Annotated in this window: 17 protein-coding genes; 11 read left to right on the top strand and 6 right to left on the bottom strand. The window is 76.0% G+C overall.

Annotated features, from left to right (window positions below; translation table 11 throughout):
* The first annotated feature begins 23 nt into the window (after positions 1-23).
* Complete coding sequence (locus ACFVU3_RS04930; protein ID WP_390063733.1) at positions 24-1,370, top strand: MFS transporter; 1,347 nt, start codon at positions 24-26, stop codon at positions 1,368-1,370.
* Positions 1,367-2,056, top strand: a complete 690-nt coding sequence (locus tag ACFVU3_RS04925; RefSeq protein WP_390063731.1) for an RBBP9/YdeN family alpha/beta hydrolase — start codon at positions 1,367-1,369, stop codon at positions 2,054-2,056. Before ACFVU3_RS04930 ends, ACFVU3_RS04925 begins: the two co-directional genes overlap by 4 nt.
* On the opposite strand, the gene ACFVU3_RS04920 is transcribed toward ACFVU3_RS04925, so the two are convergent.
* The 4 genes from ACFVU3_RS04920 to ACFVU3_RS04905 all read right to left on the bottom strand — a co-directional run bounded on the left by ACFVU3_RS04920 (position 2,004) and on the right by ACFVU3_RS04905 (position 8,320).
* Entirely contained in the window at positions 2,004-4,178 is a 2,175-nt protein-coding gene (locus ACFVU3_RS04920; protein WP_390063729.1) for a SpoIIE family protein phosphatase, read from the bottom strand. The genes ACFVU3_RS04925 and ACFVU3_RS04920 overlap by 53 nt on opposite strands.
* A 137-nt stretch (positions 4,179-4,315) precedes the next feature.
* Positions 4,316-5,503 carry a serine hydrolase domain-containing protein gene (locus tag ACFVU3_RS04915; RefSeq protein WP_390063728.1) on the bottom strand — a complete coding sequence of 396 codons (1,188 nt, stop codon included), beginning with the start codon at positions 5,501-5,503 and terminating at the stop codon, positions 4,316-4,318.
* 218 nt (positions 5,504-5,721) lie between these two features.
* Positions 5,722-6,633, bottom strand: a complete 912-nt coding sequence (locus ACFVU3_RS04910) for a nitroreductase/quinone reductase family protein (RefSeq protein ID WP_390063726.1) — start codon at positions 6,631-6,633, stop codon at positions 5,722-5,724.
* Positions 6,634-7,141: 508 nt separating this feature from the next.
* A complete protein-coding gene (locus ACFVU3_RS04905) occupies positions 7,142-8,320 on the bottom strand; it encodes an NAD(P)/FAD-dependent oxidoreductase (RefSeq protein WP_390064299.1) in 1,179 nt (392 codons plus the stop codon).
* 619 nt (positions 8,321-8,939) lie between these two features.
* On the opposite strand from ACFVU3_RS04905, the gene ACFVU3_RS04900 reads away from it, so the two are divergent.
* The 5 genes from ACFVU3_RS04900 to ACFVU3_RS04880 all read left to right on the top strand — a co-directional run bounded on the left by ACFVU3_RS04900 (position 8,940) and on the right by ACFVU3_RS04880 (position 12,392).
* Complete coding sequence (locus ACFVU3_RS04900) at positions 8,940-9,500, top strand: SixA phosphatase family protein (RefSeq protein WP_390063724.1); 561 nt, start codon at positions 8,940-8,942, stop codon at positions 9,498-9,500.
* A gap of 472 nt (positions 9,501-9,972) precedes the next feature.
* On the top strand, positions 9,973-10,206 hold the full coding sequence (locus ACFVU3_RS04895; protein WP_390063722.1) for a DUF6479 family protein: 234 nt from the start codon (positions 9,973-9,975) through the stop codon (positions 10,204-10,206).
* A 38-nt stretch (positions 10,207-10,244) separates the two neighbouring features.
* Positions 10,245-10,472 carry a hypothetical protein gene (locus ACFVU3_RS04890; RefSeq protein WP_390063720.1) on the top strand — a complete coding sequence of 76 codons (228 nt, stop codon included), beginning with the start codon at positions 10,245-10,247 and terminating at the stop codon, positions 10,470-10,472.
* A gap of 350 nt (positions 10,473-10,822) precedes the next feature.
* Positions 10,823-11,386: a hypothetical protein gene (locus tag ACFVU3_RS04885; protein ID WP_390063718.1), complete on the top strand. Its 564-nt coding sequence runs from the start codon at positions 10,823-10,825 to the stop codon at positions 11,384-11,386.
* A gap of 640 nt (positions 11,387-12,026) precedes the next feature.
* Complete coding sequence (locus tag ACFVU3_RS04880; RefSeq protein WP_390063716.1) at positions 12,027-12,392, top strand: hypothetical protein; 366 nt, start codon at positions 12,027-12,029, stop codon at positions 12,390-12,392.
* A 175-nt stretch (positions 12,393-12,567) separates the two neighbouring features.
* On the opposite strand, the gene ACFVU3_RS04875 is transcribed toward ACFVU3_RS04880, so the two are convergent.
* Positions 12,568-13,740: a serine/threonine-protein kinase gene (locus ACFVU3_RS04875; protein ID WP_390063714.1), complete on the bottom strand. Its 1,173-nt coding sequence runs from the start codon at positions 13,738-13,740 to the stop codon at positions 12,568-12,570.
* A 1,142-nt stretch (positions 13,741-14,882) separates the two neighbouring features.
* On the opposite strand from ACFVU3_RS04875, the gene ACFVU3_RS04870 reads away from it, so the two are divergent.
* The gene (locus ACFVU3_RS04870; protein ID WP_390063712.1) at positions 14,883-15,443 is read left to right on the top strand and encodes a DUF6328 family protein; all 561 of its coding nucleotides are present in this window, start codon (positions 14,883-14,885) and stop codon (positions 15,441-15,443) included.
* Positions 15,444-15,583: 140 nt separating this feature from the next.
* Positions 15,584-17,707, top strand: a complete 2,124-nt coding sequence (locus ACFVU3_RS04865) for a SpoIIE family protein phosphatase (protein WP_390063710.1) — start codon at positions 15,584-15,586, stop codon at positions 17,705-17,707.
* A 72-nt stretch (positions 17,708-17,779) separates the two neighbouring features.
* Here the strand turns inward: ACFVU3_RS04865 and ACFVU3_RS04860 are convergent, their stop codons facing one another.
* A complete protein-coding gene (locus ACFVU3_RS04860) occupies positions 17,780-18,460 on the bottom strand; it encodes a DUF4230 domain-containing protein (protein WP_390063708.1) in 681 nt (226 codons plus the stop codon).
* 474 nt (positions 18,461-18,934) lie between these two features.
* Here ACFVU3_RS04860 and ACFVU3_RS04855 point away from each other — a divergent pair, with 474 nt between their 5' ends.
* Both ACFVU3_RS04855 and ACFVU3_RS04850 read left to right on the top strand, forming a co-directional pair.
* A complete protein-coding gene (locus tag ACFVU3_RS04855) occupies positions 18,935-19,435 on the top strand; it encodes a VanZ family protein (protein WP_390063707.1) in 501 nt (166 codons plus the stop codon).
* A 29-nt stretch (positions 19,436-19,464) separates the two neighbouring features.
* The gene (locus ACFVU3_RS04850; RefSeq protein WP_390063705.1) at positions 19,465-20,733 is read left to right on the top strand and encodes a YihY/virulence factor BrkB family protein; all 1,269 of its coding nucleotides are present in this window, start codon (positions 19,465-19,467) and stop codon (positions 20,731-20,733) included.
* Positions 20,734-20,824 lie beyond the last annotated feature (91 nt).

Here is a 20,824-nt window from a genome sequence, read left to right as displayed (position 1 = left end):
ACCCGGCAGTCGAGGTGATGACGATGGAGTTCCACCCCCCTGCGCAACCCCTGGCCCCGGCCGCGTCCGCGGCCGACTGGCCCGTTCCCCGACGGTACGCCTGGACCGTCTTCGCACTCGGCTTCGCCCTGCTGCTGTCCGACTACATGTCCCGCCAGGTCCTCAACGCCGTCTTCCCCCTGCTCAAGGCCGAATGGCTGCTGTCCGACGCCGCCCTGGGGTCCCTCAGCGGGGTGGTGGCCCTGGCGGTCGGCGTGCTCACCTTCCCCATGTCCCTGATGGCCGACCGGTGGGGCCGGGTGCGGAGCCTGCTCCTCGCCGCCACGCTGTGGAGCCTGGCCACCCTCGGATGCGCCGTCTCGGCCGGCTACGGGGAGATGCTCGTCGGCCGGCTGTTCGTCGGCATCGGCGAGGCCGCGTACGGCAGCGTGGGGATCGCCGTGGTCCTCAGCGTCTTCCCGGTCACCCTGCGGGCCACCCTCTCCGGGGCCTTCATCGCCGGCGGCGCCTTCGGCTCGGTCCTCGGCGTCTCCGTCGGCGGCGCGGTGGCGCAGGCGGCGGGCTGGCGCTGGGCGTTCGCCGTCATGGGCATCATCGGCCTGGTCCTCGCCGCGGTGTACGGCGCCGTGGTCAAGGAGCGCAGGCTGGTGCCGTACGGCGGATCCGCCGCCGGCCGGGACGGCGCGGCGGCCCCGGCGCGGCTCCGCGCCCAGGTGCCCCGCCTGTTCTCCTCCGTCTCCGTCGTCAGCGCCTACGTCGGCAGCGGACTCCAGATGTGCGTCCCCGCCGCGCTCCTCGCCTGGCTGCCCAGCTACTTCGACCGCTACTACCATCTGGCGCCCGCGAAGGCGGGCGCCGTCGCCGGCGGCTACGCGGTCGTCATCGGCTGCGGGATGATCCTCGGCGGCATCGTCTCCGACCGCGTCAGCACCACGGCCCCGCTCCGCAAGTGGACCGTCGCCGTCGGCTGCAGCCTCGGCTCCCTCCTCCTGCTCACCCTCGCCTTCCAGCTCCCGGCCGGCACCGGTCAGCTGCTCGCCCTCGCGGCGGGCTGCCTGCTGTCCGCGGGCTCCGCCGGGCCCGCCGCCGCCATGGTGGCGAACCTGACCCCCACGGCGATCGCCGCGACCGCGTTCGCCACCCTCACCCTGGCCAACAGCCTCCTCGGCCTGGCCCCGGGCCCCGCCGCGGCGGGAGCGCTCGCGGACCGGATCGGCCTCCTCGGAGCCCTCCGCGTCGTCCCCCTCGTCGCCCTCGCCGCCACCGTCGCCTTCCTCCTCGGCAGACACCGCTACCCACGAGACCTCCTCCGCCTCCGCGTCCCCGCCGCGCGGACGGCGCCCGATCACCCGCCGGAGACCGCCCGATGAACCCCACCCCCACCCCCGGTTCCGTGCCGGAACCGCCCGCCGTGGTCGTCGTCCCCGGCCTCCGGGACCACGTCGCGGACCACTGGCAGACCCTGCTGGCGGAGCGGCTCGCCCGCGCGGGCCACGCCGTCCGCACCGTTCCCCCGGCGACGGGGGACCGGCTCTCCCTGGACACCCGGATCGACGCCCTCGCCGCGACCGTCGCGACGCTGCGCGGACCGGTCGTCCTGGTCGCCCACAGCGCCGGAGTCCTCACCACCGTCCACTGGGCGCGGCACCACCGCGCCGACGTGCGCGGCGCGCTGCTCGCCGCCCCGCCGGACTTCGGGACGCCCCTCCCTGACGGCTACCCCACGCCCTCGGCGCTGGCCCGGAACGGCTGGACCCCCGTGCCCCGCACGCCCCTTCCCTTCCCCAGCGTGGTCGCCGCCGGCTCCGACGACCCGCTCGCCGCACCCGGCCGCGCCGCCGCACTGGCCCGCGCCTGGGGCAGCCGCCTCGTGGAACTGGGCCCCGTCGGCCACCTCAACCCCGCCTCGGGACACGGTGACTGGCCCCTCGCCCTCGACCTGATCCGCCCCTGGCTGACGGACCCCGGCGGGCGCGCCCCGGTACCGACGCCGGCCCGGGCGGCTACGCGTCCTCCGTCGACCCGTCGGCGGGAAGGGCCTGTTCGGCCCAGATGACCTTGCCCTCGCGGTGGTGCCGCGTGCCCCAGCGCCCGGCGAGCTGCGCGACGAGCAGCAGGCCGCGGCCGCCCTCGTCGAAGGTGCGGGCCCGGCGCAGGTGCGGCGCGGTGCCGCTCGCGTCGAAGACCTCGCAGGTCAGCGAGGACTGGCGGATCAGCCGCAGCCGGACGGGGCTCCTGCCGTAGCGGATCGCGTTCGTCACCAGCTCGCTGACGATGAGTCCGGTGGCGAAGGCCAGGTCGTCGAGCGCCCAGGCGGACAGCGTGTCGGAGGCGAACCGGCGGGCGCCGGAGACGGCCGCCGGGTCCGACGGCAGGTCGAGCGTGGCGACCCGCCCGGGGTCCAGCGCCCGGGTGCGGGCGACCAGCAGGGCGACGTCGTCGGCGGGACGGCCGGACAGCAGTCCGGCGAGGAGGCGCTCGCAGACCTCGTCCGGCGCCGTCGGCGCGTGGGCCAGCACCTCGCACAGGGCCGCGCGGGCGGCGTCGGCGTCCCGCGTCCGCAGCTGGAGGAGGCCGTCCGTGTACAGGGTGAGCAGGCTGCCCTCCGCCAGCTCGAACTGCGCGGTCTCGAAGGGGAGTCCGCCCAGGCCGAGCGGGGGACCGATCGGCATGTCCAGGAAGCACGCGGACCGCGTTGGACCGCCGTCGGACCCGCGCGGGCCGGGGGTGGCCAGGGCCGGCAGCACATGTCCCGCGCTCGCCAGGGAGCAGAGCCGGGAGACCGGGTCGTACACCGCGTAGAGGCAGGTGGCGCTCAGCTCGCCGTCCTTCCGGGCCTCCTCGCGCTGGAGCCGGATCACCACGTCGTCGAGGTGGGTGAGCAGTTCGTCGGGCATCAGGTCGATGTCGGCGAAGGCGCGGACGGCCGTCCGCAGCCGGCCCATGGTGGCGGCGGCGTTGACGCCCCGGCCGACGACGTCGCCCACGACGAGGGCGACCCGGGCCCCGGACAGGGGGATGACGTCGTACCAGTCGCCGCCCACGCCCGCGTGCGAACCGCTGGGCAGGTAGCGGGAGGCCGCCACGACGGCGGACTGTTCCACCGGACGGGACGGGAGCAGGCTGCGCTGGAGCGCGAGCGCGGTGGAGCGTTCGTGGGTGTACCGGCGGGCGTTGTCGATGGAGACCGCCGCCCGGGCCGCGATCTCCTGGGCGAGCAGGAGGTCGTCCTCGTCGAAGGGGACGGTGCTCTCGGCGCGGAAGAACTGGGCCAGGCCCAGGGTGTCGCCGCGGGCGAGCAGGGGCAGCAGCAGGGCCGAGTGGCACGTGCCGGCGCCGTCCGCGGCGGGCGGCCACCACTCGGGCCGGGGGCCCGCCTCGGCGGGGAGCAGACAGGGGCGGCCCGTGGCCAGCGCGAGCGCCGGCTCCGAGTCCTCGGGGTACGTGACCGCCGCGGCCCCGGCGGGGGACGGCCCGGTCACGTCGTCCCCCGGCGCGGGTCCCCGGGCGACGCGGCGGAGCGGGGGCGGCCCCGAGGGCGTCCGCGTCCCCTCGCCGTCGAGGACGGAGTCGAGGAGGTCGACGGTGGCGAGGGAGGCGAAGTCGTCCGTGGCGACGTCGGCCAGCTCCCCGGCGGTGCGGACGACGTCGAGCGTGGTGCCGATCCGCCGGCCGGCCTCGCTCGTCAGGGCGATCCGGCGCCCGAGCCGCCGGTCGCGCTCCTCCTGGTAGGCCGCGACGACGCGCTCGGAGCCCCGGTCGACGTACGAGAAACCCGCCTCGGCCAGTCGCATCGCCGCGGCGCTGACCAGCTGGGGGTCGTCGGTGTGCCGGGGGATCTCCGCCTGGATCAGCTGGAGCATGGCGAGGTGGCCGAGCCGGTAGGCGCGCAGGAGGGAGCTGATCGGGATCCCGCTCCGCGCGTACCGGCGGGCGACCGCCACGGCATGCGGCGGCGCGGCGGACCCGGCCGTCCCGGCCCCGTGTTCGAGGAGGTCCAGGAAGGCGGTGACGTGCCCGGCCGTCTCCTCCGCCACGAGGACGCCGTCGCCGCCCTCGTACGGCGGCTCGGGAACCTCGTCGCGGATGCGCCGCACCAGGGCGTCGGCGGACTGCCTCGTGCGCGGCCTGAGCCCCTGGGCCACACGAGCCAGAAGCGCGTCGGCATCGGTCCCCATACGAAAAGTGTGCGGAAGCGGAGGGGGGCCTGCCACCGGGGGCGGCCGACGGCGTTCCCCCACGTGACCTGGACCCGAAGCCGAGCTCCCGGGTCCTGTCCGGAAAGTCGCGCCAGGCGGGACCTTCCGGACAGGACCTACCGGGCGAAGGCGGTGAGGGCCAGGCGCTGGGCCACCTCCGGGACGCCGTCGACCGGGCCGGAGGTGCCCACCGCGTAGACGGCGCGCAGGGTGAGGTCCCGGGAGGCGAAGACGCCGCTGCGGTAGCCGGGGTCCGATCCGGTCTTGCCCCACAGCAGGGTTCCGTCGGGCAGGGGGGTGGACATCAGGCCCACGCTGAAGCAGGCCGTGCCCCTGGCCGGGCCGGTGTTGCAGTGGGAGCCGTCCGCGTACGGGAGCGGCCGGCCGTCGGGGCCCTTCGGGACGGTGAACAGCTCGGCGGTCTGCTCCGGGCGCAGCAGCCGTCCGCCGAAGAGGCCGGAGACGAACCGGTCCAGGTCCGCCGCCGTCGAGGTCATGCTCGCGGGCAGCCCGCCCTGCACGTTGACGTCGACGAGCTCGCCCCCGCCTCTCGCCAGATAGCCCGGCAGGTACGGCCGCGGCACCGGCGCGGGACGGTCCGGCACGGTGACCCGGGTGTCCCGCATCCTCAGCGGCTTCAGGATGCGGGTGGTCGCCTCGTACTGGTACGAGTGCCCGGTGAGCTCCTCGATGAGCTTCCCGGCGATCCGGTAGCCGAAGGAGTTGTACTCCTGCCGCGTGCCGGGGCGGAAGCGCGGCCCCGGACCCGGCCGGCCCTCGGGGCGGAGCGTCTCGCGGATCACCTCGTCGAAGGTGACGTACTCCAGGCGCCCCTCGATCTCCGCGTCCGGGGTGGTCGCCGGCGCGCCCTCCAGGTCGTGGGGGAGGCCGCTGGTGTGGTCGAGCAGCTGGCGCACGCTGATCGGCTCAGGGAAGCGGTCCTCCGGCAGCAGTCCGGGCAGGTAGTGCTGGACGCTCTCGTCCAGGTCGACGCGGCCCTCGGCGGACAGCTGGAGGAGGATCACCGCCTCCATGGGCTTGGTGATGCTGCCGATCCTGAAGTGCGCGCGCGGCGAGACGGACCGGCCGGAGACGACGTCTCCGGCGGCGCCCCGCCATGCGTCCCCGTTCCGGTGCACCTCGGCGACCACGCCGGCCGCGCTCTCCCCGGGACGCGGGACGATCGCGGCCTTCAGCGCGGCCCGGTCGAGCTCCGGCGCGGGGCCGCCGGTGACGGCCAGGGCGGGCGCGGCGGCGCCGAGGGCCAGGGCGGCGGTCAGGGCTAGGGCCGGGAAGCGACGCATGGACGACTCCACCTCTCGAAGCGGTGACCCGCGCCGACCGGGGCTGTTCCGGGCCGATCGGCGTGGGTCTTCGGTGATCTCGGGTTCGCTTCGAGTCTGTCCGCGGCGCCCTCCGGCGACGACGGGGATCACCCCCGCCCCACCCTGAACCGACCCTGACCCCACGTCAGGGACGTGGAGGCGCACGGAGTCAGGGGTCGGCGGGGGCGGTCACCGGCTCACCCGGCGGGCGGCGCCGGCGGCCACGGCACGTCCGCGAGGAGGGGGAGGACCGTGGCCTCCTCGTGGTCGAGATGGGCCGTCAACTCCGAGGCCATCGCGTCCAGTCGGGCCCGGAAGAGCCGGGGCTCGGCGATGCCGATGCCGTCCAGCAGCTCCACCAGCTCGCCCTGGACGCGGGCGACGGTCCGGTGCTCCTCGCGGAGCCGCGCGAACGTGTCGGCGAGCTGCGGGTGGTGCCGGGCGATCCCCGGGAACAGGTGCGCGTCCTCACTGGTGTGGTGGAACTCCAGCGCCTGGCAGAACGCCAGACAGCGCTGCCGGATCTGCAGCCCGAGCCCCGGGCCCGGCGGCTCGCCCGGCCCCTGGTGGGCGGCCCGCTCGGCGAAGTGGGCGTCGGCCTCGGCCCGCACCTGCCGCACCTGCCCCCGCAGCCAGGTGTGGACCTCCAGCAGCTTGTCCGCCAGGGTGCGGACCTCGCGGGGCGGCTCCCACCCCTCCGGGTCGGCGGGTTCCAGCACGACGACGGGCAACGGCCGGTCGGTGCCCTCCTGGTACGTGCCGTACCCGGGCTCCGCCCGTACGACATGGCGGAACAGCTCCTCGCGCCGCTCGCCCTCGGCGGGCACGGCGAGGGCCTCGAACGCCTCCGTCCCGATCTCCACCCGCACCACCGGGCGGGCGAGCAGGTTGTGGTACCAGTCGGGGTGGCGGTGAGCCCCCATGTTGGAGCCGACGATCAGGAGCGCGTCGCCGTGACGGACGTAGCCGAGCGGGGTGGTCCGCTCGATTCCCGACCGTGCGCCGGTCGTGGTGAGCAGGAGCAGGTCGCCGCCCTCGAAGGGGCCGCCGACCTTCCCGCCGTTGGCTCGGAATTCCTCGATGACGGACTGGTTGAAAGGCGTGGGCATACGGTTTCTCGGGTCTCCGGAGAAGGATGAGGACGGCATGGCGACGTCGGTCGTCGCGCGATGCCGGAGGGACAGGGCGGAGCGGCCGCCGTACGGGGAGCGCCGGGCACGCGCACCGGGGGACACCGGCACGTGGGGCACTGCCCCGAGGAATCGGAAGGCCGGAGCCGCGACCTGAGGCGGCTGCGCCGCGTCAGGACGAAAGGTGACGTGCGGCTGCGCTACGTCACGTACAGGGCGCGGAGTATGGACTCAAGGCGGACCCCTCGATGTGCTGGGCGCTCACCCGATCGCCGGCCTGCCCACTGCTCTTCGGCCGGCGCCACGTGGCACCGGCTCCATTACACGCACCGGACCGCCGGCTGTCAACGCGACCGCCCCCGGGCCGCGGCCGGCCGGCGTGCCTCCCGTCCCCGACCCCGAACAGAAGCGGAGGGAACCGGAGTCCGGCGGGACCCGGGCAGGACCGGTAGGCCGCCCCCGACGGGCCGAGGGGGCGACGGGGCCGTCACGCGGCGGGCCGCCGGACGGCCCGCCCGCGCCTGGAGACGAGGGTGGTGACGTTCAGGCGCTTGCTGGAGCGGTACGTCATCAGGGGGCTGCCGCTGACGAGTTCCTTGTACAGGACGGCGCCGCGGCCGGTCAGGCGCAGCCGGACCGGGGTGAAGTCGGCCCTGGTGAACTGGATGACCGCGTCCTTGCGGCCGAGGCTCACCGGCTGGTGGAAGTAGCCGAAGCGGAACGGCTTCACGGACCTGCCGCGGACGATCCGCGCGATGGTGTCGGCGGTGTACTGGGCGGTGGGCAGGCCGCTCTGGCAGGAGCCGTGCAGCGGGCCGAAGTCCATGCGGACGGCGGCGGCGTCGCCGACGGCGTGGATCCGCGGGTGGGAGACCGACCGCAGCGTGGCGTCGGTCAGGATCAGCCCGCGGTCGTCGGTGGCGATCCCGGCGTCGGCCGCGAGCGGCGACACCTTCGTCCCGGCGGTCCACAGGCAGGCGTCGGAGCGCAGGATCCGCCCGTCGGCGAGCTCGACGGCCCCGGACAGCACCCGTGCGACCCGCACGCCCGTCTCCAGGACGATGCCGAGGCGGTTCAGCGCCCGGTGAAGGTACGCACGGGCCCCGGGGCCCATCATGGAGCCGGGCTCCTCCGTGCTCACGAGGGTCACCCGCAGCCCCGGACGGGCCTCCGCGAGCTCCGTCGCCGCCTCGATCCCGGTCAGACCGCCACCGCACACGGTGACCTCGCCGCCGGCGGCCGCGACCTCCGCCGTCCGCGCGGCGAACCGGCCGGCGACCTCGGGGTCGTCGAGGGTGAACGCGTGCGCCTCGACGCCCGGGACCTGTCCGGTGTCCGTCGCGCTGCCGAGCGCGTAGACGAGCGTGTCGTACCCGAGCGACCTCGCGCCGTCGACGGTGACGCTCCGGTCGTCGGGGTCGATGGCCGTCGCGGTGCCCTGGACGAACGTGACGCCGGTGCCCGCGACCAGGTCGGGGATCCGGTGGTGGGCCAGCTCCTGGCCCGCGGCGATCTGGTGCATCCGAAGCCGCTCGACGAACCGCCCCGAGGGGTTGAGCAGGGTGACGCTCGCGCCGGTGCCCCGGGTACGGCGGGCCAGCCGGATCGCGGCGAACATCCCCGTGTAGCCGGCGCCCAGAACGACGATGCGGTGTCCGTTGGTCATCTCGGTCTCCAGGGAGTGGGCACCGGCCTCCGTACCGGTGACACCCCTGAGACAGACCGCCGCCGTCTTTCCTGACACCGCGCCGAGGTGACCTGCGCCATACGACGACAGCCCCACCGGGGCGGCTGCCCGGCTCCGCCGCGCTCACCCGTGGCGGGTGCCGGCGGGGGCGAGGCATGCGTCGGCCGTGAGTGGACAGCCGCCTCAGGAGCGGCCGTACGCGGACGCGAACACCGCGGGACGCGGTCGCCGCGGAGGAGGCGTGATGGAAGCAGTCGCGGTACGGGGACCGGCTGGGCGGGGCGGGGCGCGACGCACATCGACCTCGTGCGCCGCGGCGGGACCCTCCCCCTCTCCGGCGTCCACGGCGGCGCAGCCGACCCGCTGCCGCTGCCGCTGCCGACGATGTTCGACCAGCAGATCCAGCAGATCCAGCAGATCCAGCCGCGCAGGGGCCAGGCGATCGTCCGGCGCCGGGTGGACGACCAAGGCGCGGTTCCGGCCCTGACGCCCGCCCCACGAGCCGGGCGGGCCCCACCGGTCACGGTGCGGACCGCCCCCACCGGTCCGGAGAACCGGGCGGACGGCCCCGGACCGTGCCCCTCGGAAGGAGACGACCATGTCCCTGGACTCCGACCCCCGGAAGGCTCCCCCGGCCCCCGGCGGGGCGGCCGGATGCCGTCTGGTGCTGCTGCGGCACGCCAAGGCGGTGTCGAAGGACGAGCCGATCCACGACTTCGACCGCCCTCTGAAGAAGCGCGGACGGGCCGACGCACCCCGGGCCGGCCGCCGGCTCGCGGATTCCGGTCCCGCGCCGGACCTGGTGCTGTGCTCGCCGGCCCGCAGGGCACGGCAGACCTGGCAGCTCGCCGCCCCCGCGCTGACGGACCCCCCGCCCGCCGTGTACGACGAGCGGCTCTACCGCGCACCGCCGGGCGACCTGGTCGCCGTCCTGGCCGAACGGGGGCACGGCCTCGGATCGGTCCTGCTGGTCGGTCACAACCCGGGCCTCCACGACCTGGCCGTCGGCCTGTGCGGGAGCGGCCCGCCGGAGCTCCTGGAGCGGCTGCGGAACGGGTTCCCGACCTCGGGCCTGGTGGTGATCGAGGTGCCGGGCGGCTGGCGGCGGCTGTCCTCGGGCAGCGGGGTCCTGACCGCCTTCTGGTCGCCCGCCGGCTGACCCGCCCATGGGCTCCGCCGGCCGTTCGAGCCGTCGGGGGAGGCCGGACACGGACGGACGGTGCGCGTGCTGTGCCGATCGGCGGCGGGGCGTAGCGGGGGGAGAGCCAGAAGGCCGGTGGCCTGTACGGCTCCGTACGGCACCCCAACCGGAGGGTTGGTTCTTCCACGGGCCACCAGGCCGGGGCGCGCCCCGGCTCAGGTCGTCGGTACGCCGATGGCGACTCCGCCCGCCCCGGATGCTCCCCGTCCCGGCCTTGCCGGCCCCGGCGGCCCGCGGCCCGCGCGAGCGTTCCCGCCCGCGCCGTCGGGTCCTCCTCGTGAGCCGTCGCCGTCCACCGCCGCGGGGCTCGCCGCCCGCCTCTCCGACCGGGTCCCGGGCGGTCCGGCGGACCGTGAGTGGTCCGCCGCGGCGCGGGTAGGCGCGAAAGCGTCGTGTTCGACCGACTTGTCCACCCGAGGGAGGTCCTTCCATGCCTCTTGCCCCCGAGACCGCCGCCGCCGTTTCCGTACTCGCCGCCGACGGATCGTCCTCGCTGCTCCTGATCCTGGTGGGGGTGGCGCTGGTGGCCGTACTGCTCGCCGCGTTCTGGTGGGGTTCCCGCCGCGTCGCCCGCAGACGGCGGTCCGCCGGCGTCGCCCAGCCACCGTCCGCCGAGGCGAGGCGGGACTCCTGGACCGTCCCGGAGGACGGCCCGGACCGATGAGGAGGGCGTCGACCCCCCGTGCGACCGAAGGAGGAAGGATGAGCGAGAGGAAGCGGGAGCGGAGCCCCGCCGGCCGTGCCCCTCACCCGCGTACGACTCCGGCGCACGCGCCGGGGGAGAGCGGGGACGAAGAGGCCCGGCGGGAGGCGGAGGAGGCCGTGGCGGACAGGGGCGCCACCGCCGACCGTGAGGACGCGGGCGGTCACGCCGCCAAGACCCAGCGCCCGGGCAAGGGGCGCGAGGAACAGGCGAGGGAGCGCCACTGATTTGTGGACGGCGTCGCCGGCGAGACCGTACGAGCTGCCGCTCGGGGTCCGGCGACGCCGTCGCTGCGTGTCGGGGGCGGCGAGACTCGCTGGTGCGGCTGGTGCGGCTGGTGCGGCTGGTGCGGCTGGTGCGGCTGGTGGGATCGGTGGGGCTGGTGGGATCGGTGGGGCTCGTGTGGGGTCTGTCGTCGGGCGGGAGGCTCGTGCGTGCACTCCCGTTCGTCCCCTGATGCCCTGTTTGCCTTCGAGATCGTGGGGCACGCGGACTCCCATGCGGGTCCCGGGTCCCTCCCCGAGGGGCCGGGACCGACAGCGTGACCCAGCGAGTGAACGCGAAAGGATGTGAACCGATGTCGACCGGATTCGGCCTCGTCTTCGTCCTCGTCGTCGCGGCGGTCGTCGTGGCCGGCTTCCTCGCCGGCCTGGCGGCGGACCGTCGGCGGCGGACGCGACTGCGCGACCGCTTCGGGCCCGAGTACGAACGGACCGTCGAGGCGACCGGCAGCAGACGTGCCGCGGAACGGGAACTCGACGCCCGCGAACGCCGCTTCGCCGGACTGGAGATCAAGCCCGTGCCCGGTGAGGCGCGGGAGCAGTACGCCCGACGGTGGATGCGCGTCCAGGAGGAGTTCGTGGTCCGGCCCGAGGCCGCGGTCCACGACGCCGACGAACTCGTGGCGGCCCTCATGCGCGACCGCGGCTACCCCGACGAGGGGTACGAGCAGCGGCTGCGGGACCTGTCCGTGCGGCACGGCCGCGCCCTGGAGCAGTACCGGACGGCCCTGGAGATCTACGCGATGAGCACCCACGAGTCCGCCACCACCGAACAGTTGAGGGGCGCGATGATGCGGTACCGCACCCTCTTCGACGACCTGCTCGCCGACGGCGAGCCGACCGGCACCCGCCGGTCCTGACGCGGAGGCAGGAGAGATGCGACACCACGACACGTCCGAGCGCACCACGCGGGCGCCGAGCCGACGGCACCCCGCGCCCCCCGGGACCACGTCCCCCGGGAACGGAGCGGCCGGAGGCGACGCGGAACGGCCGCCGGAGCCCGGTCCCACGGTCGCGCCGACCCCGCCCGGGCACGCGGAGGCGGGGAGCGCGAGCGGTCGGGCGAGCACCGCCCCCCAGGCGCCGTCGTCCGTCCCGCCCACGCCGTCGGGCCCCACCGTCCGTTCGCCGGCCCCGGGCAGTCCCACGGTCGCGCCGACCCCGCCCCAGCACACCCGAACCGGGCCCGCCGACCCCGGAAGCGCCCCGCCCGGGCCCGCCGACCCCACGAGTGACCGGCCCGGGCCCGCCGACACCGGAAGCGCCCCGCCCGGCCCCGCCGACCCCGCGAGTGAACGGCCCCGGACCGCTGAGCACGGGACCGGCCGGTCCCGGCCCGTCCGGGCCGAGAACTCCCAGCCCCGGCCTGGTGGTTCGCCGAGCGTCCCGCCCCCGCCCCGGCCCGCCGGTCCCGGGGACGCCCAGCCCCGGCCCGCGCTGCCGCATCAGCGGATGCCGTCCCACCCGACCGCGCCGCCGGGCGTGCCGCAGAACCCGCCCATGCCCGCCGCACCCCCCGCGCCGGCACCCGCCTCACCCGGCGGTCACGCCCGTCATGCCGCGCCCGCACCCGACACCGACGGAGACACGGCGGAGGTGCCGGACCTCCTCGCCCCGGCGGAGGAGGCGGAGTTCCGCAGGCGCTGGCACGAGGTCCAGGGCCGGTTCGTCGACGACCCCCGCCAGGCGGTCCACGCGGCGGACGCGCTCGTCGGCGACGTGACGGGCACCCTGGCCGACACCTTCGCCCGCCACCGGCAGGCCCTGGAGGGCCGGTGGAGCCAGGGCCTGGAGGCGGACACCGAAAGCCTGCGCCGCGCCCTGTGCCAGTACCGCGCCCTGTTCCAGCGCCTGCTGTCCGCCTGACACCCGCGTAGTGCCCCGTGCCCGTGCCCGGGGGTGCGGTCGGTCCGCCGTCCGCACCCCCGGGCCGTCGGCGTGCCCGCGGCCGGCCCCGGCGGACCGGGGCCGCCGTGCCCCGGGCCGGGAGGGCCACCGGTGTCCCGTCCGGTACGCGCCGGGCGGGGCGGCGGGAGTCGCGTCAGGACGAGGCGCGCGGGTCGTCCGCGGGGGGAGCGAGCGGCGCCGGCGCCGTCGTACGCGTGCCGTCCGCGGGTTCCGGCAGCGGCGACGCCGCGCTCTCCCCGGCGGGGCGCGCGCCCAGCGAACCCGTCAGGGCGAGACCGAGCGTCACCAGGGTGGCCGTCACGGCCCGCGCGCCGCGACGCTCCGGACGGCCGGCGCCGGGAGACCGGGTCGCAGCGCGGGCACCCGCCCCTGCTTCGGGCCCTCCGGCGACGCGGGGCGCCGCCCTCTTCCGGGAGCCCGTCCCCGGGCCCGGGGAGGAGCCGTGGCCGGCGGTGCGCGGGTCGGCGAGGACGCGGGCGCAGACGGCCGCGCCGGGGCGGGCCTCGGGGGAGCGGGCGGTCATGGCCGTCAGCAGGCCGGCGAGCTCCCCGGGCAGACCGGTCGGAACGACCGGGTGGCGGTGCAGGTGGGCCAGAGCCGCCTCCAGCGGCGTTCCCCCGTACTCCGCCTCACCCTTCAGCGCCTCCAGGAGCACCAGGCCGAGGCTGTACACGTCGGCCTCCGGCCCGGCGCTCCGGCCGAGGGCCTGTTCGGGTGCCATGTAGGAGGCGGTCCCGACGAGCGTGCCGGCGCCGTCGGGCAGGGTGTCCGCGGAGTCGTCGGGGGAGTCGTGGGAGGAGCCGTCGTACGGGCGGGAGATGCCGAAGTCCGAGAGGTGCGGGGTGTCCGCCCGGTCCAGCAGGATGTTCGACGGTTTGACGTCGCGGTGGACGATTCCGCAGGCGTGCACATGGGCGAGTGCCGAGGCGAGGGCGGCGCCCGTCCGGCAGGTCTCGGAAGGGGTGAGGACGGCGCGGGCTATCCGCCGCCGCAGCGTCGTCCCCCGGACGAGCTGCAGGACGAGGTACGGCCGGCCGTCGTCGCCCGTGTCGTAGAGCGTCACCAGTCCGGGATGGTGCATCCGGGCCAGGAGCCTGGCCTCCTGGCCGCACTGCACGTCGGTCCGGCGGACGTCGGACGGCCGGAACACCTTCACCGCCACCGCGCGGCGGAGCCGCAGGTCCAGCGCTTCGTACACGTCGGCCGCGCCGCCGCGACCCAGCAGCCGGTCGAGCCGGTAGCGGCCGGCGACGACACGGGCCGTCGGCGTGAGATCCGGATGGGCGGGCCTCGCACGGACCTGCATCGGGGCTCCCTCTGGGGTGTGGCCGGCCGCCGGCGGCCGGCCGATCGGCGAGTGGACGGCCCGCCGGTACGTGCGCGGGCTCGCGGCAGACGCGTGCCCCGTCGGGCCATGAACATCCCCCCGGGGAAGGCGGAGGCGTGCGAACGGGCCGGACCGGGTGGCACCGGCGACGGCCGAACTCCCTTGGGCGAGAACCGTGTACGCGGACCCCGCCCATGGCGCGGGGAGGGAGGCATCCATGAACCTGGAATGACCGCATGAGACGCGGGTAGGCGGCGTGGAGGAGCGCGTGGGACCGCCTCCTCGCCGCCCGCCTGGGGCCACCCCCCTGCCGCAGGCCGACGGCCTCGCGACCGCCCCGCACCAGGGCCCCCTCCGGTGCGGGGCGGTCGCCTGCGCGGTGCGAGGGCTGCGCCGGCCGTACCGGCGCGGCGCCCGGCACGACCTCCCCGGCGACCTCGTCCGAACCCACCGGGTTTGACCGGAGCGGAAACGGCAAGCCGAACTGACAGGCACCGGAGTGACGGTGACGCGCGGTCGGCCGGTGCCACCCACCAGGAGGGTGGCCATGGCGAACGCGACCCGAGTCCCGTCCGTGCGGCGGGAGCGCACCCGCCGCACCCGTCCCTCGACCGAACCGCCTCCGCGACGCCGAAGCCGAAGCCGAAGCCGAAGCCGTCGTCGTGGAAGTGCACAGTCCCGTCCGAGGACCCCAGCGCCACGGGCCGGAGCGGCGGGAGCCGCACGCACCCTCCCGCCGCGACCCCCGTCGCGCCGTGCGGACGGGGCGGGGCAGGAGAGGGCGGACGGACGGCCTCGCCGCCGTTGACGGCGGGCCGCCTCCAGGTGGACGTCGTGAGCGGCGCCTGACGCGGCACCGCGCCGCGCGGGACGGAAGCCCCTGGTGGCCGGTGGGGCTTCCGCCGCGCCGCACCCGAGCGAGGCGGGCCCGTTCCCCCGGCCATCCGGACCCCGCGTCGACGCGGACACCGCCGCTCGCCCTTCGCACCACCTGCCCGGTGGTTCGCCCGCCCGCGCGGTGCGCCGCCACCGAGGGGTCGGCGCTCGATGATGGGCGGAGCGCCGGCGGGCCCGGGCGGTGCGGCTTCCGCTCGTGCCCCACGTTTCGGAGGAGGACCTTCATGGACGGACCAGACGGCGGTACGCGGAAAGACGGGCGAGGCGGGACGGAGGACGGGCGAGGCGAGCCGAACGACGGGCGAGGCGGGACGGAGGACGGGCGCGGCGAGTCGGAGGAGGAGCGCGCGGACCGGCGCTGGCAGGAGCTGCTCCAGGAGATCCGGGTCGCCCAGACCGGCGTGCAGATCCTCCTCGGCTTCCTCCTCACGGTGGTGTTCACCCCGCTCTTCCAGGACCTGGCGCAGACCGACAAGACGATCTACCTCGTCACCGTCGTCCTCGGCTCACTGGCCACCGGTGCGCTGATCGGCCCCGTCTCCTTCCACCGGATCGTGTCCGGCCGGAAGGTCAAACCGCAGGCCGTGGTCTGGGCCTCCCGGCTCACCTTCACCGGCATCCTGCTCCTCCTCGCGACGCTGACGGCCGCCCTGTTCCTCATCCTGAGGGTGGCGACGCACGACCCGTACGTGCCCTGGCTGGTCGCCGGCGTCCTCGCCTGGTACCTGATCTGCTGGTTCGCGCTGCCCCTCTGGGTCCGCACGCACTACAGCAGCGGAGACTGACCCCCGCGCGGAGCGCCCGGGCGCACGCACGGGCCGTGGAAGCGGGGGCCGCGTCGAGCCCCCGGCCGCCCGCCTCGTCGCCGTCACCATCCGCCGTCGTCGTCCGCCCCTCCGGGCGGGAGAGGGCTACTGTCGATCGTATGAGTGCTGACGGCGTCGCGACCGGCGGCGAGGTGTCCCTGGAGCAGGCGCTCAGCGCGACGGTGCAGCGGACGGGGGCGCTGGCGGCGGGCGTGTACCTGCTCGCGCCGGACCAGCCGGTGCTGTGCCTGGCCGCGGTGTGCGGGATGTCGGCGCGCGCGGTGGAACCGTGGTGGCGGGTGGCGGTGTCGGCGGCCGGGCCGCTGTCCGAGGCGGTGCGGGAGGACCACCTCGTGTGGGTGGGGCGGCAGGAGGACATGGCCCGGCTGTATCCGAACGCCGCGGCCGGACTGCCGTACCAGTTCGCGCTCGCCTTCGCGCCCCTGCGCGGGGCCCGCCGGTGGGGAGCGCTGGCGCTCGTCTGGCCCAAGAGCCATCCGCCCTCGCTGACCCGGCGCGAACGCGGCGCCGTCCTGGCGAGCGCGAGCGGCGTCACCCGCATCCTGGACGAGGCGCCTGGCCCGTGGGACATCCCCGAGGAGCCGCGTCCCGTCCCCCTCCTCCAGCCCGGTCCGGACACCGCGCAGACCGGACTCGCCGCCGACGACCTGCTGAGCCGGCTGCCCGTCGGCGCGCTCGGCATGGACCTCCAGGGCCGCGTCACCTACGTCAACGAGGCGGCCGCCCGGCTGCTCGGCCGCGGCGCCGACGCCCTCATCGGCACCCTGCCGTGGCAGGCCGTGCCCTGGCTCGACTCCCCGGTGCACGAGGACCGGTACCGCACCGCCGTCCTCAGCCGCGAGCCGGTCGCCTACACGGCCATGGGGCCGCCCGACCGCTGGTACGACATCACGCTCTACCCCGGCGACAGCGGCATCAGCGCCTTCATCTCCCCGAGCCTCCGGGACGAGGCGTCCGACACCCCGCTCCCGCGCGTGGCCGCCCACCCGGACCGTCCGGAGGAATCGGTGGGCGCGGGCCGGATCCACCAGCTGATGCACCTGTCCGCGGCGCTGAGCCAGACCGTCACCGTGTCCGACGTCATCGGCACCGTCGCCGACCAGATCCTCCCCGCCTTCGGGGCCCAGGGCATGGTCGTCTCCGCCGCCGACGCCGGCCGTCTCAGGATCATCGGGCACCGCGGCTACGACCCGCGGACCGTGGCGCGCCTCGACGGCGTGCCGGTCGACACGGAGATCACGCCCGTGGGCCGCGTCCTGAGCAGCGGCATGCCCGCCTTCTACTCCGCCCCCGCCGAACTGATCCGCGCCCACCCGCGGGCCCCCCTGCTCACCGGCAAGCGAGCCTGGGCGTTCCTGCCCCTGGTGGTCTCCCAGCGCCATGTGGGCTGCTGCGTCCTGTCGTACGACGAGGAGCACACCTTCGACGCGAGCGACCGGGCCGTCCTGGTGTCCCTGGCCGGACTCATCGCGCAGGCCATGGACCGGGCGCTGCTGTACGACGCCAAGCACGACCTGGCCCACGGCCTCCAGCAGGCCCTCCTCCCCGTGACCCTGCCCCGCGTCCCCCGCCTGGCCGTGGCCGCCCGCTACCTCCCGGCCGCCCACGGCATCGACATCGGCGGGGACTTCTACGACCTCATCCGCCTCGGCGACACCTCCGTCGCCGCGGTCATCGGCGACGTACAGGGCCACAACATCAACGCCGCCGCCCTCATGGGCCAGGTCCGCACGGCCGTCCACGCCACCGCGGGCTCCCGTCCGGGCGACGTGCTGGCCCGCACCAACCGCGTGCTGATCGATCTCGAGACCGACCTGTTCGTGTCCTGCCTGTACCTGCACATCGACCTCGCGGAGCGGCGCCTCCAGCTGGCGAGCGCGGGACACCTGCCCCCGCTGCTGCGCGGCCCCGGAGCGGCCCCGCGCACCGCCCCGCTGCCCGTGGACCCCGGCCCGCTGCTCGGCATCGGACCGTGCACCGAGGCCGACTACCCCGTCACCGCCGCCGCCCTGCCCGCGGGATCCCTGCTCGCGCTCTACACCGACGGTCTCGTGGAGAGCCCCGGCACGGACATCGGCGACTCCCTCGCCGACCTCGCCCACCACCTCGACAAGGTGGGCGGCAAGCCCCTCGACGCGGTCGCCGACACCCTCCTCCGGCACGCGGCGCCCCAGCACGGCCACACGGACGACATCGCCCTGTTCCTCCTGCGCAGCCGGTAGCCGATAGCCGGTAGCCGATCGCCGGCAGGAGGCGGGGCCGGTGTCCGGCGGGCGGACGCCGGGCGTCGTGCGTCATCCGTAGGTGACCGTCACCCGCTCGAAGCCGAGACCGAGCAGAAGCTTGCGGAGCATCGCGGTCGTGTTCCGCTCCGCCCGGGACGTCAGGTCGGACGCGTGGGCGGCTTCGCCGATCCGCTGGACGGCGAGGGCGTGGACGGCCTGCTCGCTCGCGGGGTTGTCCGAGAAGAGGTCGCCCAGCCGGTCGAGCAGACCACGCTGCTTGGACACGGCGTACGAGCGCTCGGGATCGAGCGCGGGCGCGCCCGTCCGGGCGTGCGGCAGACGCAGGGTGGCCTCGGTCCGGCCGGAGTCGACGGTCACGGCGTCGTCCCCGAGGCCGCCCAGGTCGACGTAGGCGCCGACGCTGCCGCTGGCCACGTACAGGGTGCGGGTGCCGCGGATCGCGTCCGGCAGGAACCGCGCGTCGTGCTCCAGGTCGACCACCACCTGATAGGTCCCCGCCGCGCCCTCGTACCGGCTCAGGTCCTGGACGGACTTCAGCACGGCGGGGCCGGAGCGGTCCTTCACGTCGGTCCCGAAGACGTCGAGACCGGGGAGCCTGAGGAACTGCCCGACCAGGATGAGGCCGACGGCGACCACGAGCAGGACGGCGATGACGGGCCGCCACTTCCCTCCGGAGCGCCTCCGGGTCCGGCGGGACGGCGAGGGTCTGTTCTCGGTGTCTTCTCCCATGCCCGCCGGTTGCCCCGGGTGTGCCCGTCCCACTCTCAACTCCCGCGGATCCATGCTCGGTTGGGGCTGCCGGGCAGCGTGTGACGGAGGAGTGGGGTCCGGCGTTCCGCCCGGCATGCGACCCGCTCGGCCGGGTACGCGGGATGCGTTCGCAGAGGGTGTCCAGGTGTCCAGGGGAGGAGCAGGCACATGATCGCGTGGAGAACGTGGAGAACGTGGAGAACGTGGGGGAGACGGAGCGGGGCGGCGGCGGACCGGGCCGCGGCGGACCGGGCGGCGGCGCCCGGCGGACCCCGCGACGAACCGGGCCGGGCGCGGGCTGCCGCTGCCGGTGACCCGGCCGCCGGGCGAGGCGAGGGCGGGGAGGAGGCACGGGCGGGCGGACCGGAGCCGGAAGGGGCCGGTGCCCGGGCGGCGCGGGCGCGACCCCGGGCGAAGGCGGTGGCCCCGGCCCGCAGGGGACCGGGCCGCTTCGTGCGCGCGCTGGTCGCCCTGACCGCCCTCGCGGGCATGGTGGCGTTCGCCGTGGTCCTGGCGCGGCTCACCCTGGCGTCCTCGCCGGCGTCCGTACCCCTCACCCACAGCAACCTGACACCGGGCCGGTCGATCAGGGACTACCTCGCCCAGCCCGGTTTCGTGGACACCCTCAGGCAACTCGGGGGGAACCTCGTCCTCGGTGTCCCCTTCGGCATCCTCCTGCCGCTGCTGTCCCGCAAGGCACGCGGCTTCGTCCGCGTCGCACTCGTCACCGCCGCGACCATGCTGCTCGTGGAGCTGGTGCAGGGCGCGCTCGTCACGGGCCGCGCCTTCGACGTCGACGACGTCCTCCTCAACACCACGGGAGCGCTCCTCGGGTACGTGGTCGTCGGCCGCCGGCTCGGCCGCCTCGTCCATCCCCGCACCCGGCCCCGCTGGTGGCAGCGCCGCCGGCCCGGCGACCCGTCCGTCCGGCGCGGGGAGCGCCGGCCCGCGTAGGACCGGCGGCGGCGGGTACGCGCCGGGACATGGCCGAACGAAACATCCCCCGACGACGGCCGCCGGAGCGCGCGGCCCCGCCCCCGGAGGCGCCTGAGCACCCGCCCCCGCCTCCCGAGGCACCGGACCACCCACCCGCCGACACCGCCGACACCGCCGAGACCGGCGGCCCTCCTGGCACTACCGGGCCCAGCGGCCCCACCGGCGCCACCGGGCCCAGCCACCCCACCGACCGCACCGACCCCACCGGGACGACGGCCGCCGGCTCACCGGAGGCCGAGACCGAGGCCGCCGGCCCGGGGCCCGCCGTCGAGGCGCGTGCCCCGGACTCGCCGGCCGACCTCCCCAGGGCCTCCTGGCTCGCGGTGCTCAAGGGGGCGGTGCGCGAGTTCACGGAGGACGAGCTCATGGACCGGGCGGCGGCGCTGACGTACTACGGCGTGCTGTCGCTCTTCCCCGGGATGCTGGCCCTCGTCTCGCTGCTCGGCGTCAGCGGGCGGCGGACGACCGACCGGGTGACGGAGAGCCTGGGCGAACTGGCGCCGGGACCCGCCCGTGACGTGCTGGAAGAGGCGCTGGCCTCCCTGCGGGACAACGCCGCCACGGGCGCCACGATGGCCGTGCTCGGCCTCGCCGTGGCGCTCTGGTCGTCCTCCGGCTACGTCGGCGCCTTCATGCGCGCCGCCAACCGCGTCCATGACGTGCCCGAGGGCCGGCCCCTGTGGAAGCTGCTGCCGATCCGGATCGGGATGACGGCGGCGCTGATGGTGATGGCGGCCGCCGGCGCCCTGCTGCTCGTGCTCAGCGGCGACGTGGCGCGCCGGGTCGGTGACGTGCTGGGTGTCGGCGACACCGCCCTGACGGTGTGGTCGGTGGTCAAGTGGCCCGCCCTGCTCCTGCTCGCCGTGGCGATGATCGCCCTGCTCTACTGGGCGAGCCCGAACGCGAAGGGCCGGGGGTGGCGCTGGGTCACTCCCGGCAGCCTGCTCGCCCTGCTGATCTGGGCGGCGGCCTCGGCGGGCTTCGCCGTGTACGTTGCCGAGTTCGCGTCGTTCAACCGGGTCTACGGCACCATGGCCGGCGTCGTCGTGTTCCTCGTGTGGCTGTGGATCAGCAACCTGGCCGTGCTGCTGGGCCTGGAGTTCGACGCCGAGCTGCTGCGCCGCCGCGCCGTGGCGGGAGGCATGCCGCCGGACCGGGAACCGTACGTCGAACCGCGGGACACGCGCGCGTGGAGCGACGAGGAACGCCACCGGGCCGGCCTGCCGGCCGTGGACGCGCCCCGCCGGGACGAGTGAGGGAGGCGTACGGGCGGGACCGGCGCGGTCCCGCGACGAGGACGGGGGCCGCCGGGCGCCGCTGTGGCGCTCCGGAGGGACGGTACCGAGA

The organism is Streptomyces sp. NPDC058052 (genome assembly GCF_042885515.1).
Classification (GTDB): Bacteria; Actinomycetota; Actinomycetes; order Streptomycetales; family Streptomycetaceae; genus Streptomyces.
The sequence above is the reverse complement of the archived record's forward strand: the minus strand, read 5'-3'. Positions and strand labels throughout refer to the sequence as shown.